The 17,970-nt window shown below is 65.9% G+C and carries 15 protein-coding genes; 11 read left to right on the top strand and 4 right to left on the bottom strand.

Annotated elements, in window-relative coordinates:
- Nucleotides 1-4: 4 nt before the first annotated feature.
- Nucleotides 5-901 carry an SDR family NAD(P)-dependent oxidoreductase gene (locus ABD53_RS04315; RefSeq protein WP_200900277.1) on the top strand — a complete coding sequence of 299 codons (897 nt, stop codon included), beginning with the start codon at nt 5-7 and terminating at the stop codon, nt 899-901.
- Between the two features lie 86 nt (nt 902-987).
- Complete coding sequence (locus tag ABD53_RS04320) at nt 988-2,013, top strand: aldo/keto reductase (RefSeq protein ID WP_047864539.1); 1,026 nt, start codon at nt 988-990, stop codon at nt 2,011-2,013.
- 148 nt (nt 2,014-2,161) lie between these two features.
- On the opposite strand, the gene ABD53_RS16800 is transcribed toward ABD53_RS04320, so the two are convergent.
- From ABD53_RS16800 to ABD53_RS15680, 4 genes are all read right to left on the bottom strand, one after another.
- Nucleotides 2,162-3,310: a HEPN domain-containing protein gene (locus ABD53_RS16800; protein ID WP_152670569.1), complete on the bottom strand. Its 1,149-nt coding sequence runs from the start codon at nt 3,308-3,310 to the stop codon at nt 2,162-2,164.
- An 86-nt stretch (nt 3,311-3,396) separates the two neighbouring features.
- The gene (locus ABD53_RS04330) at nt 3,397-4,368 is read right to left on the bottom strand and encodes a 2-hydroxyacid dehydrogenase (RefSeq protein ID WP_047864541.1); all 972 of its coding nucleotides are present in this window, start codon (nt 4,366-4,368) and stop codon (nt 3,397-3,399) included.
- 33 nt (nt 4,369-4,401) lie between these two features.
- Nucleotides 4,402-7,251, bottom strand: coding sequence for an aconitate hydratase (locus ABD53_RS04335; protein ID WP_047864542.1), 2,850 nt, complete (start codon nt 7,249-7,251; stop codon nt 4,402-4,404).
- 126 nt (nt 7,252-7,377) lie between these two features.
- The gene (locus ABD53_RS15680; RefSeq protein WP_053057665.1) at nt 7,378-7,905 is read right to left on the bottom strand and encodes a GNAT family N-acetyltransferase; all 528 of its coding nucleotides are present in this window, start codon (nt 7,903-7,905) and stop codon (nt 7,378-7,380) included.
- 125 nt (nt 7,906-8,030) lie between these two features.
- Here ABD53_RS15680 and ABD53_RS04345 point away from each other — a divergent pair, with 125 nt between their 5' ends.
- The 9 genes from ABD53_RS04345 (at nt 8,031) to ABD53_RS04385 (ending at nt 17,939) form a co-directional block, all read left to right on the top strand.
- On the top strand, nt 8,031-9,320 hold the full coding sequence (locus ABD53_RS04345; RefSeq protein WP_047864543.1) for a NupC/NupG family nucleoside CNT transporter: 1,290 nt from the start codon (nt 8,031-8,033) through the stop codon (nt 9,318-9,320).
- A gap of 24 nt (nt 9,321-9,344) precedes the next feature.
- On the top strand, nt 9,345-10,520 hold the full coding sequence (locus ABD53_RS04350; RefSeq protein ID WP_047864544.1) for a phosphopentomutase: 1,176 nt from the start codon (nt 9,345-9,347) through the stop codon (nt 10,518-10,520).
- Nucleotides 10,517-11,782 (top strand): thymidine phosphorylase, encoded by a 1,266-nt coding sequence (locus tag ABD53_RS04355; protein ID WP_084709294.1) that lies wholly within the window; start codon nt 10,517-10,519, stop codon nt 11,780-11,782. Before ABD53_RS04350 ends, ABD53_RS04355 begins: the two co-directional genes overlap by 4 nt.
- Nucleotides 11,783-11,866: 84 nt before the next feature.
- Complete coding sequence (locus tag ABD53_RS04360; protein ID WP_047864545.1) at nt 11,867-12,580, top strand: phosphorylase family protein; 714 nt, start codon at nt 11,867-11,869, stop codon at nt 12,578-12,580.
- A 118-nt stretch (nt 12,581-12,698) separates the two neighbouring features.
- Nucleotides 12,699-14,102, top strand: coding sequence for a nitrogenase component 1 (locus ABD53_RS04365; protein ID WP_047864546.1), 1,404 nt, complete (start codon nt 12,699-12,701; stop codon nt 14,100-14,102).
- 1 nt (nt 14,103) lies between these two features.
- Nucleotides 14,104-15,621: a nitrogenase component 1 gene (locus ABD53_RS04370; RefSeq protein WP_047864547.1), complete on the top strand. Its 1,518-nt coding sequence runs from the start codon at nt 14,104-14,106 to the stop codon at nt 15,619-15,621.
- 83 nt (nt 15,622-15,704) lie between these two features.
- Nucleotides 15,705-16,145 (top strand): GNAT family N-acetyltransferase, encoded by a 441-nt coding sequence (locus ABD53_RS04375; protein WP_200900278.1) that lies wholly within the window; start codon nt 15,705-15,707, stop codon nt 16,143-16,145.
- A 121-nt stretch (nt 16,146-16,266) separates the two neighbouring features.
- The gene (locus tag ABD53_RS04380; RefSeq protein ID WP_047864549.1) at nt 16,267-16,548 is read left to right on the top strand and encodes a hypothetical protein; all 282 of its coding nucleotides are present in this window, start codon (nt 16,267-16,269) and stop codon (nt 16,546-16,548) included.
- A 269-nt stretch (nt 16,549-16,817) separates the two neighbouring features.
- The gene (locus tag ABD53_RS04385) at nt 16,818-17,939 is read left to right on the top strand and encodes a S1C family serine protease (RefSeq protein ID WP_235401331.1); all 1,122 of its coding nucleotides are present in this window, start codon (nt 16,818-16,820) and stop codon (nt 17,937-17,939) included.
- Nucleotides 17,940-17,970 lie beyond the last annotated feature (31 nt).

The raw sequence follows: 17,970 nt of genomic DNA on the forward strand, positions 1-17,970 counted from the left end.
ACCTTTGACGGACACGAGAGCAGTCCCGGAACGTCCAGAAGCGAGCAGCATGAGCGGCAAGACGGTCGTAATCACCGGCGCAAGCTCAGGCATAGGGGCGGTCGCGGCCCGGAGACTGGCCGAGATGGGCGCGGACGTCGTGCCCGTCGGACGCTCTCCAGAGCGCACGAGGCAGGTCGCCCGGGAGGTGGAGGCGGAGCCGATCATCGCGGACTTCGCCAGCTTCGGGCAGGTGCGGGCCCTGGCCGGCGAGCTGCTCGAACGCTGCCCGCGCATAGACGTGCTGGTGAACAACGCGGGCGGACTCTTCACGCCGCGTATCGTTACGGAGGACGGCCACGAGAAGACGCTTCAGGTAAACCACCTCTCGACGTTTCTCCTCACAGCGCTGCTGCGCGGTCGGCTCGTACAGTCCGCAGAGTCCGGCCCGGTCCGGGTGGTCACGACCTCCAGCCTCGGCAATCGTTTCGGCAACGTCCGGCTGGACGATTTAGAGCGCGAGAAGCGCCGCTGGAACGGCTTCCTGGCGTACTGCGCCACCAAGCTGGAGAACATCCTGTTCACCCGCGAGCTATCCCGGCGTCTCGCGGGCACCGGCGTGGAGTCGGTATGCTTCCATCCGGGCAACGTGGCGACCGGCTTCAGCTCCGGCTCGACGTTCCCCGGGGTTTTCTACGGCAACCCCGTGGTGCAGAGGGCGGTCCTGATCACACCCGAGCAGGGCGCCGCGCCCCTCGTCCGTCTCGCCTCCACGCCCGCCGGAGAGGTGGAGGACGGCGCATACTACGACCGCTTCGAGAAAGGGCGGGTAAACCGGCAGGCGGACGACGAGAAGCTGGCAGCGAGGCTGTGGGAGCGGTCCGAAGAGCTTACGGGGGCCGAGTCTGGAGGCTCCGTTTAGCCAGGCCGAAGAGTGGGGCACCATACGGCTCGTGCGTTGATTTGACTTCTTAACGACTCCTTAACGACTCTTTTTCTGGAGGGATCTTGCAGTATCGCAGGCTGGGCAACACCGGGCTCAAGGTATCGGAGCTGTGCTTCGGGGCGATGACCTTCGGCTCCAAGTTCATGAACATCGGCGCCGTGGACCAGAAGGGGGCCGACGATCTCGTCTCCCGGGCGGTCGAGGCCGGGGTCAACTTCTTCGACACGGCGGACGTCTACTCCTACGGCGAGTCCGAGGAGATACTGGGCCAGGCGCTAAAGAACGCGGGCGTGGACCGCCAGGCGGCGATCATCGCCACCAAGGTGCAGGGATCGATGAGCGAGGCCGCCTCGAACAACGAGGGCGACGTGAACAACAAGGGCCTCTCCCGCCAGCACATCATGGCCTCCTGCGAGGCGAGCCTCGAAAGGCTCGGCACGGACTACATAGACCTGTACCAGGTACACGGCTGGGACCCGACCACCCCGATGGAGGAGACGCTGCGCACCCTGGACGACCTGGTGCGTATGGGCAAGGTCAACTACGTCGGCGTCTCCAACTGGACCGCGCGGCACGTGGCCAAGTCGCTGGAGATCTCCCGCGCCCACGACTGGGAGGCGTTCTCCTCTCTGCAGGCCCACTACTCGCTCGTCGGGCGCGACCTGGAGCACGAGCTCCTGCCGCTCTCCCGCGAAGAGGGCCTGGGCGTCCTGCCGTGGTCCCCACTCTCGGGCGGCTTCCTCTCCGGCAAGTACACCCGCGAGAACCAGAGCCCGGAGGGCGCCCGGCGCTCGGGCTTCGACTTCCCGCCCGTGGACGAGCGCGGCTTCGACACCGTGGACGCCCTGCGCGAGGTGGCGGACGGCAAGAATGCCTCGGTCGCCCAGGTTGCGCTGGCGTGGCTGCTGCACCAGCCGGGGGTTACGTCCGTGATCCTGGGCGCGAACAAGATGAGCCAGCTAGAGGACAACCTCGGGGCCGCGGAGATACGGCTCTCCGACGAAGAGCTACAGCGCCTCTCGGCGACCACCGAGCCGCCCCGGCTCTACCCGCAGTGGATGGTCGACTTCCAGGCCACGAGCTTCTAGTTTGTCTATGAGTCTAAACTAACTGCCTGGGTTGGGAGACAAATGCGACGCCCCAACCTATAGCTAGCCCCGACCACCTGTAAACATCAAGCAATCGGCGCTCGTAGTTGAGAAAGCGCCGATTGCTGGGTGAAATACGTCCTTTCATCTAGTTAGCCTTGATAAAGTTCACAAAATCAGGATCTTTGAAGAACTCAAATAATATGATTCTGATGTATTCATAGGATTCTGTGAGCAAATCAGAAAAGTACTCTTCTTTTCCCTCTTCCCGTGACAGCCTGCCTACATATTTTGCGACCTCATTGAAGTTACCATGAGCTATACTAGATCGTAGATTGTATATGGTTTTTATCCTGCTCTTGAGCTGTTCTAAATCTCGCGACCTGTCGCTAAGATATACAAACGTTGCCACCTTTAGCCGAAACTGCTTACTAATTGAGTCCTCAACGTTAAAACGGTTGTTGTCTGGACTATGAGTAAGCAATAGCTCAAGGACACTTACCAGAACAACCAGTTCGAATTTTTCATCAGATAAGTCTTCGTTAACTGTTCGGAGAAGACCGGCCACGTACATCATCTTCTCCTCATATTTTTCTAGAGCTTCATCTATAAGCGCGGCATTGCGCTCCAACTCTACTTTCGCGCGGGGGAAGAAGCCATGCACAAGATCTTCATCCTTCAGACTTGAGTGTGCCATAGCTATATGAGCCAGATAGACTAACGTTAGGCCTACATGAGGGCTTGGCTGCTCAAGGTTACTAAACTGGCTAGGGTTAGAATCCAAGAGAAAGGAGTGTCCTAGGTGATATTCGCCTTCCCAAGTGAGAAGGGATAAAAGCTGGATGTAGTCAGCTAGGCGCCCGGAGTTTTTAAGTATTGGGTGTTCATCCTCATATAGCTCAATCCCTATTTCACCTGATTCTCTGCGCTCTCTAGCCCGCTCTCTGGCGGCTTCTATTTCACCCTCATCATCGTATCTGGCAACAATCCACATCTTCGCCGTAAATTCGTACAGATTTTCGCGTTCATACGTATTCCGCAGTTCTCTTACATAGGAGTCATTTTCGGAGAGGTTGCTACAAAACTTCAGCATTATGCTTTCTAAAGTAACTATATCTTCTTCACTGTAAGGAGGAGGGCTCATTGATGCAGGTAAATCCAGCGACCGCTCCAAATAGCTTGTAACTGCCCTTATCTCTTCTTCAGAGCGAGGGTTATCGAGGTAGGCGTTTAACTTACTGGACAACAGGAACTTCTCACGCAGCGGGTATACGTAGCTAGTCATTAGAAAGTTCATTAGCTTTATCTCCGATAGTAACTCACAAGCTGACTGTGTCTTTGTAACGTAGTCTAGTATCGGTTCGTTCTGGAGCCTTTGAAGAGTCAGGAATTGACGGCGTTAGGCGGTGTCTCGCCTCTCAGCGCGGCGACGACGTTCTCGGCGGCCACCGAGGCCATCTTATCGCGGGTCTCTATGGAGGCGCTGCCGATGTGCGGCGCCAGGACGACGTTATCCAGCTCCATGAGCTTCGGGTGGACCTTCGGCTCCTCCTCGTACACGTCGAGCCCGGCGGCAAAGATGGTTCCTTCCGCCAGCGCGTCGGCCAGCGCGGCCTCGTCCACTACGGGGCCGCGCGAGGTGTTTACGAGCACGGCACTCTCCCCCATCAGGGATAGTTCGCGGGCCCCGATCAGGTGTCGAGTGCCCTCGTTTAGCGGCGTGTGAATCGAGACGAAATCACTGTCTCGCAGCAGGTCTTCCAGCTCGCTGCGCTCGGCCTGTAGCTCGGCTTCGGCTCCGGGTTTCTCGGAGCGGGCGTGATACAGGATCTTCATTCCGAATCCCCGGGCGCGGCGGGCCACCGCCTCGCCTATGCGGCCCAGGCCCACGATGCCGAGGGTCTTGCCCCACACGTCGGGGCCGACGAGCTGCTTTGGTCCCCAGGCGTGCCACTCTCCGGCGCGCAATAGTCGTTCTCCCTCACCGAGACGCCGGGCGGCGGCCAGAAGAAGCATGAACGCGGTGTCGGCCGTGGTCTCGTCCAGGACGCCGGGGGTGTTGGTGACGGTTATGCCACGCTGGGTGGCGGCCTCGACGTCTATGTTGTCGTAGCCGACGGCCATGTTGGAGACTATGCGCAGCCTGCGGCCGGCCGCGCCGAGCACCCCGGCGTCTATCTTCTCCGTAACGGTGGTGAGGAGCGCGGCGGCGCCGGGCAGCGCGGAGAACAGGTCGCCGTGGGAGGGCGGGGGCTGCGAGGCGTCGGAGAGGGTTATTACCTCGTGGCCCGCCTCGCGGAGGATTCGGAGGCCGGCGTCCGGGATCTCGCGCGCCACGATCACCTTCTCGGACATCCGGCCTCCTCTCCTCTGATTATCCCCTCTACGCTACGCGGTCTCCCGGGAGAGCTCGCGCAGGACGGTCTGGAGTATTCCGCCGTTTTTCAGGTACTCGACCTCGACCGGAGAGTCGGCGCGCACCTTGGCCTCGAAGGTCTTCTCCGTGCCGTCGGTTGCGGTGGCCGTTACGGTTGCCGTGGAGCCCGGCGAGAGCCCGGCGAGCCCCTCGATGTCGAAGGTCTCGGTGCCGTCGAGGCCCAGGGAGTCGGCGCTCTCACCCTCGGCGAACTGCAAGGGTATGACGCCCATGCCGATCAGGTTCGAGCGGTGTATCCGCTCGTAGCTCTCGGCGATGACCGCCCTGACGCCGAGCAGGAACGTGCCCTTCGCCGCCCAGTCGCGGCTCGAGCCGGTCCCGTACTCCTTGCCGGCGAGCACGACGAGCGGCGTGTCTTCCTCCTGGTAGCGCATGGCGGCGTCGTAGATCCACATGTCCTCGTCGGTCGGGTGGTGGACCGTCACCCCGCCCTCGGTTCCGGGCCTAAGCTCGTTCCTCAGGCGGATGTTGGCGAACGTGCCGCGCACCATCACTTCGTGATTGCCGCGCCGGGATCCGTAGGAGTTGAAGTTGCGGGAGTCCACGCCCTTGTCAAGCAGGTACTGACCCGCCGGGCTCTTGGACGGGATCGCGCCCGCCGGAGAGATGTGGTCCGTGGTCACGGAGTCGGCGACCTTTACCAAAACGCGTGCGCCCTCGACGTCGGTGATGGGCTGCGGCTCGGGCGACATGCCCTTGAAGAACGCGGGCTCCTGGATGTAGGTTGAGTCCGGGTCCCAGTCGTAGAGCTTGCCCTCGGGGACCTCGACCTCGTTCCACTGCTCGTTTCCGGTGTAGACGTTTGCGTACTGCTCGTTATACAGGCTCGGGTCGAGGGCGCTGTCTATCTCGTGCCGGATCTCCTCCTGCGACGGCCAGATGTCCTGCAGGTACACCGGCTCGCCGTCCGAGCCGTACCCGAGCGGCTCGTGCACGAGGTCTATGTCCACCGTGCCCGCCAAAGCGTAGGCCACCACGAGCGGCGGGCTCGCCAGATAGTTGGCCTTCACGTCCGGGTTGATCCGGCCCTCGAAGTTGCGGTTGCCGCTGAGCACGGAGGCGACTACCAGGTCATTGTCGTTTACCGCTTCCGACACCTCCTCGGACAGAGGGCCCGAGTTGCCGATACAGGTGGTGCAGCCGTAGCCGACCACGTCGAACTTGAGTGCCTCCAGATAGCGCATTACGTCCGCGTTCTGCAGATACTCGGTCACGACCTTGGACCCCGGCGCGAGGCTGGTCTTTACGTGCGGCTCGACGGTGAGACCCTTCTCGACCGCGTTGCGGGCCAGCAGCCCGGCCCCCATCATCACCGACGGGTTCGAGGTATTGGTGCAGCTCGTGATAGCGGCTATAACGGCGGAGCCGTGCTTTATGTACGCCTCCTCGCCATCCAGGGTAACGGTCACCGTATCCTCGGGGACCGGCTCGTCCTCCTCGCCGGGCTCGGGGCGCTGCGGCTCCTCGGGCTCTTCCTCGCCCGCCCCCGCGAGCGTCCCGGCCGGGGCGTCGCTCGCCGGGAAGGACTCGGTGTCCTCCCGGTCCAGGGTGTCGCCGTGGCCGTTGGATCCGTTGGTCCCGTTAGAGCCGTTGGCGTCCTTGCCCGTGATCTCGGCCAGCGCGTGCCGGAAAGACCGCCGCATCTCGCCGAGCGCGACCCTGTCCTGCGGCCGGCGCGGTCCGGACAGGCTCGGCTCGACGGTGTCCATGTCCAACTCAAGCGTCTCCGAGAAGCGCGGCTCTGGCGTGTCGTCGGTGCGGAACAGGCCCTGCTCCTTGTAGTAGCCCTCGACGAGCTGCACCAGATCCTCGTCCCGGCCCGTGCCCCTCAGGTAGTTCAGGGTCTCGGCGTCGGTCGGGAAGAAGGTGGTCGTCGCGCCGAACTCCGGCGACATGTTCGCGATGGTCGCCCGGTCGGGCAGCGAGAGCCTGGAGAGGCCGTCGCCGTAGAACTCCACGAACTTGCCGACGACCCCGTGGGAGCGCAGCATCTGGGTGACGGTAAGTACGAGGTCGGTGGCGGTCACGCCCTCGGCGAGCGCGCCGGTCAGCTTGAAGCCGATCACCTCGGGCACGAGCATGTAGTACGGCTGGCCGAGCATCACGGCCTCGGCCTCGATGCCGCCCACCCCCCAGCCGAGCACTCCGAGGCCGTTGATCATGGTCGTGTGGCTGTCCGTGCCCACGAGCGTGTCCGGCATCACGACGCCGTCCTTGACGAGCACGCCCTTCGCCAGGTACTCCAGGTTGACCTGGTGGATGATCCCCGTCGCGGGCGGCACCACGGTGAAGTCGTCGAAGGCCTGCTGCCCCCAGCGCAGGAACTCGTACCGTTCGCGGTTGCGCTCGAACTCGCGCTCGGCGTTGAACTGCAGGGCCGCCGCCGTGCCGAAGGCGTCCACCTGCACGGAGTGGTCTATGACGAGGTCGGACGGTACTAGCGGGTTGATCTTGTCCGCATCGCCGCCGATGTCGTTCATCGCGGTTCGCATCGCCGCCAGGTCCACGACCGCCGGGACGCCGGTGAAGTCCTGCAACACCACGCGGGCGGGCAGATAAGCAAGCTCTCCCCCGACGGACTCGGGCCAGGAGGCCAGCGCCTCGACCTCGTTCTCGCCGACGAACTTGCCGCCCGCGTTTCGCAGGAGGCTCTCCAGGAGCACCCGGACGCTGAACGGCAGCGAGAAGATGTCCCCGCCCACCTTCTCATCCAGCGTCTTCAGACTGTAGAAGTCAACCGCGGAGCCTCCGGTGTCTACCGGAAGCTGGCCGCGCGCGCCGAAAAGGTCATCGTTTTGCATATTAGCGACCTCGCTTGGTCTCGTAAGTTTCGTTAATCTCCGGAACGGCTCTCGTTGCCACCGGGTTATTACCTAATACCTAGTATAGAGGATACCGCAACGTTTGCCGCGAGCCAGCCCGTCCGTCTATCCCCCGGAGTAGCCCACCAGCTCGAGCGTGAGGTGGTCGGTCTCGGAGAACCCCAGCGCCTGGTAGAAGGCTCTGGCGGCGGAGTTGTCGCGGGTTGCGACGAGCTCTATGAGGCTCGCGCCGTACCCGCGGGCGACGTCCCGGACGCCGCGCATCAAGAGCCTTCCGATGCCCCGGCCCCGGGCCTCTTCATCCACCACCAGGGTCGGCACCTCCACGACGGTGTCGCCGTGGGCGAGGTCTGGTTTGATCCACAGCGTCGCCACTCCCCTGACCCGGCCCCTCTCCTCGGCCACGAGCACCCCGGCGCGGGGCTCCTCGAGCAGCTCCAGGAGCCGCCCGCGCACCGCTTCTTGGCGCGGCTCGGAGTCGCCGAGGGCGGCGGCGAGCTGACGGGAGAGCCTATACACCGCCTCCTCGTCCCCGGCGTCCGCGTCACGCAGGAGGAAGCCGCCCGCGTCGCTTGCGGGTTTGTTTACGTGGTTTACGTGATTTACGTGGTTGTCCTGGTTCGACGCATCCATGAGGGAACCTGTAATCTACCCTAAAATCGCGCGCCGACAACAGACGCTCGGCAAGAGGAGTAGATAGAAGAAAAGCCGGCGAGAGGGACGCAGGCTCCGGCGGGACTACACGAGAGGGGTGGCGGATGCAGATTCTGTGGGGTATCGGCGGGATGGTCGCGCTTCTGGCTATAGCGTTCGCCTTCTCCGAGAACCGGCGGGCCATAAGCCCCCGCGTGGTTGCCGGGGCCTTCGCCATACAGCTGATATTCGGGGTGCTCGTGCTGTACACGGACGTCGGGGCGCGGGTGCTGGAGGCGGTATCGAGCGGCGTGCAGGCCGTCATCAACTCCTCGGGTGAGGGAATAGATTTCCTCTTTGGCGGGATCTTGCCCGATGATGGCGTGGTGTTCGCGTTCCAGGTGCTGCCCGTGATCGTGTTCTTCGCCTCGCTGACGAGCGTGCTCTACTACCTCGGCGTCCTGCAGTGGGTGGTCCGCGTGCTGGGGGGTGCGATCCAGAAGCTCCTCGGCACGAGCCAGGCCGAGTCCATGTCCGCAACCTCCAACATCTTCGTCGGCCAGACAGAGGCCCCGCTGGTCGTCAGGCCGTTCGTGGAGCGGATGACCCGCTCGGAGCTTTTCGCGGTAATGTGCGGCGGGCTCGCCAGCGTGGCGGGCTCGGTGCTCGTCGGGTACTCGTTGCTCGGAGCGCGGCTAGAGTACCTGATCGCCGCCGCCTTCATGGCCGCCCCCGGCGGCCTCCTGATGGCGAAGATGTTGATCCCCGAGACCGGGACGCCCGAGACCGCTTCCGGCTCCCAGGTAACGGCGGTGGACCGCCGCGCCTCCGCAGTCGGCCAGGAGAGCGCAGCAGAGGCCGAGGAGCAGGAGGAGGCCGAGATATCCGCTGACGAGCCGCCGCGCAACGTCATAGACGCCGCCGCCAAGGGCGCGACCGACGGCCTCCGGCTCGCCCTGAACGTCGGGGCGATGCTCCTGGCTTTTATCTCCCTGATCGCGCTCATCAACCTCCTACTCGGCTCTGTGGGCGGCCTGTTCGGGCTCCCGGACCTCACCTTCCAGCAGATACTAGGCTACGTGTTCGCGCCGGTGATGTTCGTCGTCGGGGTGCCGTGGTCCGAGGCGGTCCAGGCCGGCAGCTTCCTCGGACAGAAGATCGTGCTCAACGAGTTCGTCGCCTTTCTGGAGTTCGGCCCGCAAGTCGGGGAGTTCTCGGACAAGTCGGCGGCGATCATCACCTTCGCCCTCACCGGCTTCGCCAACTTCTCCTCCATCGCGATCCTGATCGGCGGCATCGGCGGCATCGCGCCGACGCGGCGGGGAGAGATCGCCCAGCTCGGCCTCAAGGCGGTGCTCGCCGGGTCCCTGGCGAACCTGATGAGCGCAACCATCGCGGGTATGCTTATCGGATAGCGGTCGGCTAGCAGGAGGAGAAGCATGGGTCGCAGAGCGGTGATAATGGTTCTGGACGGCGTCGGGGTCGGCAACGCCCCGGACGCGGCGGAGTTCGGCGACGAGGGCTCGGACACCCTGGGTAACACGGCCCGCCGCGTGGGCGGCCTCTCGGTGCCCAACATGCAGGCTCTCGGCCTGGGCAACGTCCACGAGATACAGGGCGTCCCGCCCGCCGACTCCCCCCGGGCTTCCTGGGGTCTCGCCGTGGAGCACTCCGCCGCCAAGGCCACGCTGGCCGGGCACTGGGAGATGATGGGCCTCGTGCTGGACGAGCCGCTGCCGACGTATCCGCAAGGCTTCCCACCGGAGATAGTAGAGCGTTTCGAGCGGGAGACCGGGCGGCGGGTGATCGGCAACAAGCCTGCCTCGGGCACGGAGATACTCGAGGAACTGGGTCCCGAGCAGCAGTCTTCGGGGGATTGGATCGTCTACACCTCCGCCGACTCGGTGTTCCAGATCGCCGCCCACACGGGGGTAATACCGCTCGAAGAGCTGTACGAGGCTTGCGAGCGGGCCCACGAGATGCTCATTGGGGAGGGCCGGATCCTGGTCGAGCGCGTCATAGCCCGCCCGTATCACGGCGAGCCCGGAGCCTACGAGCGCGAGCACGGGAACCGCCACGACTACGGCATCGAGCCCCACGCCCCGACCTACATGGACCACGTAAAGAGCTCCGGCAAGGAGAGCGTCGCCGTCGGCAAGATCCGGGACATCTTCGACGGCAAGGGCATCACCGAGCATCTCCCCGGCAAGCCCGACGACGCGGCAAAGGTGGACGCCACGCTACAGGCGCTCGCCGGTGTGGACGAGGGCTTCGTCTTCGTGAACCTCGTGGACTTCGACGCCGAGTACGGCCACCGCCGCGACCCAGAGGGCATGGCGGCGAACCTCGCGCGCTTCGACGCCCGCGTGCCGGAGCTTCTGGAGGCTCTCACAGAGGAGGACCTCCTGATCCTGACCGCCGACCACGGCAACGACCCGACCTACTCCGGCACCGACCACACCCGGGAGCGCGTCCCCGTGCTCGCCGTCTCCGGGGGCGGCTCTCTGCCCGCCGAGATCGGCGTCCGGGACGGCTTCGCCGACCTAGGAGCGACCGTGGCGGACTGGCTCGGCGTGCAACGGGACGGTCTGCCCGGCAGGAGCCTGCTCTCGTGAGCGCCGCACTGGAAGCCATAGAGGTCAAGAAGCGCGGCGGCGGGCTGCCGGAGGACATGATCCGGTCCGTCGTGGCGGGGTACGCGGCGGGCGAGGTGCCCGACTACCAGATGTCGGCGCTCTTGATGGCGATCTTCACCCGGGGGATGGTCTACGAGGAGACGCTGGCGCTGACGGCGGCGATGGCGGACTCTGGCGGGCGGTACTCCTTCCCCGAGTGCGTCGACAAGCACTCCACGGGCGGGATCGGGGACAAGATCTCACTAACCTCCCTCCCGATAGCCGCGGCCTGCGGCGCGCCGGTCGCAAAGCTCTCCGGGCGCGGGCTCGGCCAGACCGGCGGCACGGTGGACAAGCTCGAGGCCATACCGGGCTTTACCTGCGACCTCTCCGAGAGCAGTTTCCGGCGGCAGGTAGAGGAGGTAGGGCTCGCCATAGTGGAGGCGGGCGAGGTCGCCCCGGCGGACAAGGAGATCTACGCCCTGCGCGACGTTACGGGCACGGTGGACTCCCTGCCGCTCATCGGCTCCTCCATAGTCTCCAAGAAGGCCGCCACCGGTGCGGGTCACCTGCTGTACGACGTCAAGTGCGGCTCGGGGGCATTCATGAAGACCGCCGCCGAGGCGCGGGAGCTGGCGGAGCTACTGGTGAGGCTCTCCGAGTCACTGGGCATCCGGGCCTCGGCCCTCATAACCGGCATGGCCGAGCCGCTCGGCGCGGCGGTCGGCAACGCCCTGGAGCTGCGGGAGAGCCTCGCGCTGCTGCGGGGAGAGCCGGTCCCGGAGGACCTGGACCACGAGGCCCGGCTGGTCGCGGCCCGGCTGCTCTACCTCAAAGGCATCTCCGACGCCGAAGCAGCCGTGGATCGTGCCATAAGCTCCGGCGCGGCGTACGAGAAGCTCCGGGAGTTCGTCGCCGCCCAGGGCGGCGAGGCGGATGCCCTGGAGTCGCTTGCCGTCTCGGAGGCGGTGCGCGAGGTGGTGGCCCCGGAGGGCGGCTACGTGGCCGGCTTCGACGCACTATCAATCGGTCAGGCCGCGCTCGTGCTGGGCGCCGGCCGGGAGAGGAAGACGGACGCGGTGGATCACTCCGTCGGCGTGGAGGCGCTGGTCAAGGTCGGGGAGGAGATTGAGGCCGGGCAGCCCGTCGCCCGGCTGTACGGCGAGCGCCGGGCCGAGGAGGCCGAGAGGCTCGTGAAAGAGGCGCTCTCCCTCTCTTCCGGGAAGGTCGAGGCTCCCACTGCTATCCTGGACAGCTTGTAAGTTGGACGCCCTCGGATATCCGGCTTTAGGCATCGAGCCTCCGCCGGAGAACTCTGACGGCTCCTCGACCGGAGGGAGATCTACGTGAGCCCAGTACATCTGCGGGCAGAGCCCGGCGACTACGCGGACAGCGTCCTGCTGCCGGGCGACCCGCGCCGCGCCCAGTACATAGCCGAGACCTTCTTCGAGGCCCCGAAGCTCGTGAACGAGGAGCGCGGGATGCTCGGCTACACCGGCACCTACGGGGGACAGCCCGTCTCCGTACAGAGCACCGGCATGGGCTGCCCGAGCGCCTCCATCGTGACCGAGGAGCTGTATCAGCTCGGGGCCCGGAACCTGTTGAGGATCGGCACCTGCGGCGGTTACAGCCCCGAGATGTCGCTCGGGGATCTCGTGATCGCCACCGCCGCCACCCCGATGGACGGCACCACCACAACCCTCACCCGCGGCATACCCTACGCCCCGGCGGCAGACTTCCACGCCGTACACGCCGCCTATCACGCCTCCGAAGGGTACGACGCACGGCCCCACCTCGGGCCCGTCGTGACCTCGGACGTGTTCTACGATCCCGAGGAAGAGCCCCAGGAGCTGTGGAACGGGCTCGGGGTTCTGGCCGTGGAGATGGAGGCGGCCTCGATCTTCACCATCTCGGCCATGCACGGGATACGCGCCGGGTGTCTTTTGACCGTCTCCGACACCATCGGCCTGGAGGTCACCCGCATAGGCGACGAGGCTCTCAGAAAGGCCGTGGACGACATGACCAGGCTGGCGCTCGACACCCTGAACGCTTTAGACTAGGCAGGCTGTTCTAGATTGTTGACGGCTACCGCGACGCCCCCGGTCCGGGTGGGACCCTCGAGCGTGGCGGAATTGCAGTGCGACGCAACCGAAGTGTAGGCCTCTCCGGGAGGGATGCTTGACGATCCTCAACGAGTCCGGGGTCCCGGACGCCCTCTCCCCGCTATACGGGGTGGGCAGCCTCTGCGAGCGGCTGCCATACGCCCTGGTCGCCGTGGCCGGCACCCGGGCCGAGGCGCACCTGATCCAGACCCTCTCAGAGCTCGGCCCCGGCGCCCCCCGGCTCCCCGAGGGCTCTCGCGGCGTACAGGAGCCGGTGTATCTGGTGCTGGATCCCGCGTCGAACACCCCGGGCGTGGAGCAGGGCCAGCTCGCGACCAGGGTTATCGGGGCGGCATCTAGCCTGGCCTCCAGCGGCACGGGTCTCGTGCTGCTCCTGGTCTCCCGCTCGGCGCGTCTTCTGGGCGTGGACGCGGACTTCGAGGCCCGGCTGGCCGGGCGCAGGCTGGGGGTGCCGGTGCTCACCGTGGATCTCGCCCCCGAGGAAGATGGCGCCGGGGGCTCTCCCCCGCTTTCCACGGAGCTGGAGGACCGGGCGCTCGCCGCCCTGGTAGGACTCTGCCCGGGCGAAGAGCAGGCTCTGGAAGAGGCGTCGTCACAGGAGAAGCGTGGTGGCCTCTTCGGCGGCCGCCGACGGGGACGACAGCCGATTCGGGAAGGGGAAGCTCCTCCCCGGCAATCCCGGCACCGCCGGTCGGCGACGCTCATGAGCCTGCAGGCCGCTCCGGGCAGGGGCGGGCGCAGTCTGCGGGAGCTCTCCGCCGACATGGAGCGGGCCGGGGTGCCCTTGAACGGCAGCGTACCGGCCCCGACCGTGGAGGAGCTTCCGGTGCTCGGAGAAGGCTCCATCATCGCCCCGATGGACCCGTACCTGACCCTCTCCGCCGAAGCCGCCGCCGCGCGTGGTGCGGAGGTGGTCGAGACCATGCTGCCCATAGGGGTAGACGGCACGGCCCGATTCATACAGGACATCGCCGAGGCGACCGGGGCCGAGATCGGAGCCGGGGAGACGAGCCGGGCGCGCTCGGTGTGGGAGCGGCTCGGCGGCCTGCGGGGCCGCATCCGGGGCAAACGCTTCTTCCTGACCGGCGACACGGGGATCGAGATACCCCTGGCCCGGTTTCTGGCGGACGCCGGGGCGGTCGTCACGGAGGTCGGGACGCCGAGGCTGGACCGCCGCTTTCTGGCAGCCGAGCTGCAATCCCTGACCGGGCGCGGCGTGGACGTGGTGGAGTCGCCGGAGTGGAGCACCCAGCTCGACCGGGTGGACGCGGCAAAGCCCGACGTGGTGATAGCGAGCCCCGGGCTGTACGTACCGCTCGTGGCGCGGGGCTACCTGTGCCGCTCCTCTCTCGACTTTCTCGGGGCCGGCATCCACGGCTACGAGGGGGCGCGGCGCATCCTGGAGCTACTGGTGCGGACCATGGACCGCGCCGAGAACCTCGACGCGGTGGAGTTCTAGGGTGACCCAGAGAAACCAGAAGAGCCAGGGGAACCAAAGGAGCCAGAGAACGCAAAACAGCCCCGTAAAGCTACTGAGCGGTGTACACGAGGGCCCCGGCAGCCACGGGATGCTCCGGGTCTCGGCCGGTATCCGGGGGGTGCACACGATCCTGCGGGCCATGCCCGAGGAATGGTATCTACCCGCCCTGCTCGCCACGAAGGGCGAGTCTTCCGGCACCGAGCCCGCGCCGGTCTCCCTGAGCCCGCTGCATCGGGGTCCACGGCCGGAGGGCTCGCGGGCCCCGGGAGATACGAGGTCGGACATAACGAGTGCGGTGCGGCGCAATCCCCGGGCGGAGGCCTTCGTGTTCGCCCGCTCGGAGACCGCGTTGCTCTCGGGCGAGAAGCCCCCGAAGTTCGAGTTGCCCGAAGACGAGGAGACCGGGTGGTCCCCGAGGCTCGTAACCTGCCCCTGGGAGACGGCCCGGATGCGCGAGCACGAGGCCGCGGACCTCGTCCTGGAAGAGCTCGTGCGCGCCTACGCCAGACCGCTCAAGAGGAGCGAGAGCCCGAGCGTAAACATATTCGGCCCGCCGATGTTCGGCCCGAACGCCCGGGCCGAGATGGACGAGGCGGCGCGGCTGCTAGAGAAGATCGGGGTCGAGGTGAACGCCCGGCTCCCGCTCGGGGCCGGCGTGGAGGATCTCAAGCGCCTGCCGCGGGCGTGGGCGAACCTCGTGCTGTACCGGGAGGTCGGGGACTCGGCGACGCTGTATCTGCGCGACGAGTTCGGCATCCCGCGCGTCACGACGCCCATGATCGGGGCCGCCGGTACCGGCTCCGTCCTGAGGAGCGTGGGGTCGCTCTGCTCGCTGGATCCCCGCCAGGTTCAACGGGCCACCTTCTCGGAGCTCTCCCAGACCGCCCGGCTGCCGTGGTATGCCCGGCTCGCCTCACCCGAGACCTTCGCCGGCAGGAGGGTCGCGATCTTCGGGGACTTCACCTACGCCGTCGGCCTCGGGTACGTCCTGGCGCGGGAGGTGGGTCTGGAGATCGCGCCCTGCGGCACTTACATGGAGCATCTGCGGCAGGACTTCCTGTTCCAGGCCTCATCCTTTACCGACGAGGCCTTCGCCACCGACGACCCGGAGGAGGCCGCGGCCCGCATCGAAGGAGCGCGTCCGGACCTCGTGATCGGCACCCACCTCGAGGAGAAGGTTGCGGAGTCGCTCGGGGTACCTTTCCTGCCGCTCGTCCCGCCTACCGCCCACGAGTCCCTCGTGGAGCAGCCGCTGATGGGCTACGCGGGGTCCAGCATCCTGGCGGATCACCTGCGCGGCGCTTTAAGGAAGGTGCCGCGCGACACGGTCCAGGGCGAGGACGGGCCCGGGGTACCGTGGACCGAGGGGGCCCTGGAGGAGTTGGAGAACATCTCTCCGTTTCTCAGGGGCCGGGCGAGGAGAATGGCCGAGGAGCGCGCCCGCGAGCGCGGCTCGGCCGAGGTCACCCGGCGCATCCTGCGCGAGTCCCGATCCTAGGAGTAATGATCGCCGCGGCTCTTGTGCGATGCCTCCGCTAGACTGGGCTTATGCAAGGTGAGATCTGTACCGGATCCGCGCGCGTGGAAGAGGCCGGACAAATACTCAAGCTACAGTATCTGTGCTTCCAGTCTCAAGCCGCTCTCTACAGGGACTACTCCCTGCCACCGCTCACCCAGACGCTGCGGGAGCTGCTCCGAGAGTACGATCACAAGGAGATTCTCGCCGCCCGGCTCGGCGGCGAGATTGTAGGCTCGGTGCGCGCGGAGATGGAGGCCGGAGTCTGCTCAATACAACGCCTCATCGTCCACCCAAAGCTGCAAGGCACCGGCCTGGGTAGCAGGCTAATGCGGGAGATCGAAGCCGGCTTCCCCGGCGCCGATAGCTTCGGGCTGTGTACCGGACACAAGAGCGGCCCCAGCCTGCGGCTCTACCGTGGTCTCGGCTACGAGGCCTACCGCGAGGAGGCGGAGTCGCCAAGCGTAACCCTGATTCACATGCGCAAACCCAACCTGGGCGAGTGATAGATCACTAAGATCACTACCAGGCACTCGACCGGCGCTGATCGCTCGAAGTGTCCGGGGAAGCGTACATCTCCGGGCCGGTATAATCCCGTCCGGCGAGCAGGCGAGTTGGGAGACCTTATTGGGCATCAGAGACTTCATACAGTACCTCCAGGAGCACCGCGAGAAGCTACAGAGGTCGCAGAAGCTACCCGAACAGGTCCGCGAGGAGACGCTCAAGGAGGCGGATACGATGGTCGGCATGGCCGACGCCGCCATCAAGGACCTGGACTCCGTGCTGAATAACCGCCGCGTCAACCTGAACGAGGAGCACGCGCTGCGCTTTGCCCAGGACGTCTTCACCCACCTCAGAGAAGATGAGGAGCGGGTAAAAGAGGCCCTGCGCGCCCCCGACGAAGGCTAGGGCCGCCAGTCCTTCCGGGAACGGGTTCAGGGGAGCGTTACGGAAGCCCGCCAAGGCCAGGATACAGAGGTACAGCGCCACGGAAAGTAGCGGAGAGACGCAGAGAGGCCGTCACCGATTGGTATAATCTTCCACTGGCGGAGCGGGTCTCACGATCCGGCGGCAACCTTACCGGCGGGGCATCGTACAGGTCCCTGCGGTGGGTGATCTCGTGGCCCCGGGTGGCCCGGGTGGCCTCCCGCAGCCGCGCATCCGACAGGAGGTAGAGTTTGATCCGCAGATCTCGAGCAGTGTTCCCCATGTTACCTATCATGACGGCGCTGTTGACCCTGGCGCTGGTGGCCGCCGGCTGCTCCTCCGAGGGCAACACCCAGGACCAAAGCTCCGAGACCCGTCAGGAGAACGTCGCGCAGGGACCGCCGGACATGTCCTCTTCGGAGGTCCCCGGGGAAGAGCCCGTCGCCCGGGTGGCGGACCAGCTCCGGCCCTCGGTGGTGCAGATAAACGTGCAGTCCGTCGAGGAGACCCCCTACGGACCGCAGCGGGGCGAGGGCGTGGGGAGCGGCGTGATCTACCGCCAGGACGGCTACATAATCACCAACAACCACGTGGTCCAGGGCTCCGGCAACGTCGAGGTCGGGTTCGCCAGCGGGGACACCGCGAGCGCCGAGGTGGTCGGCGGCGACCCGTTCACCGACATAGCGGTGGTCAAGGTGGACCGCGGCGACCTCCCGGCCGCGAGCTTCAGGACGGAGCACAATCTCGACGTGGGCCAGCTCGCGGTCGCCATCGGCAGCCCCCAGGGCTTCGACTCCACGGTGACGGCGGGCGTGGTCAGCGGCCTGGGCCGGGAGGTTCCGGCCAACCTTACCGGCGGCACCCAGGAGGCGTCGCTCGTGGACCTCGTCCAGACCGACGCCGCCATCTCTCCCGGCAGCTCGGGCGGGGCACTGGTGGACCGCTCGGGCCGGATAATCGGTATCAACGTGGCCTATCTGCCGCCGGCGCAGACCGGCGCGGAGAGCATCGGCTTCGCCATCCCATCCCAGACCGCCGTGCAGACCGCGGATCAGCTAATCTCTACCGGGCAGGCCTCGAACGCCTACCTCGGGGTCAGGCTCTCCGACGTGAACCAGGAGACCGCCGAGCAGTTCGACACCCAGGCCGGGGCGCTGGTCGAGCAGGCGCCGCAAGGGGAACCCGCATCACAGGCCGGTATACGGCAGGGCGACATAATCACCGCCGTGGACGGGCGCGAGGTGGAGAACACCGGAGACCTCCTCTCCGCGCTCCGGCGCTACCAGCCGGGTGATACCGTGGAGATAACCCTCGTGCGCAACGGCGGCAACGAAACCACCGTAAACGTCACACTCGGCGAACGCAGTCAGTAACGCAGCCAGTAAGAGTTAGTAAGAACCAGTA

The organism is Rubrobacter aplysinae (assembly GCF_001029505.1).
In the GTDB taxonomy this organism is placed as follows: domain Bacteria; phylum Actinomycetota; class Rubrobacteria; order Rubrobacterales; family Rubrobacteraceae; genus Rubrobacter_A; species Rubrobacter_A aplysinae.

What these genes read in the sequence shown, in the direction of transcription:
- ABD53_RS16800 (WP_152670569.1), bottom strand. Translation starts at nt 3,310, where the DNA reads ATGAACTTTCTAATGACTAGCTACGTATACCCGCTGCGTGAGAAGTTC.
- ABD53_RS04330 (WP_047864541.1), bottom strand. Translation starts at nt 4,368, where the DNA reads ATGTCCGAGAAGGTGATCGTGGCGCGCGAGATCCCGGACGCCGGCCTC.
- ABD53_RS04335 (WP_047864542.1), bottom strand. Translation starts at nt 7,251, where the DNA reads ATGCAAAACGATGACCTTTTCGGCGCGCGCGGCCAGCTTCCGGTAGAC.
- ABD53_RS15680 (WP_053057665.1), bottom strand. Translation starts at nt 7,905, where the DNA reads ATGGATGCGTCGAACCAGGACAACCACGTAAATCACGTAAACCACGTA.
- ABD53_RS04345 (WP_047864543.1), top strand. Translation starts at nt 8,031, where the DNA reads ATGCAGATTCTGTGGGGTATCGGCGGGATGGTCGCGCTTCTGGCTATA.
- ABD53_RS04350 (WP_047864544.1), top strand. Translation starts at nt 9,345, where the DNA reads ATGGGTCGCAGAGCGGTGATAATGGTTCTGGACGGCGTCGGGGTCGGC.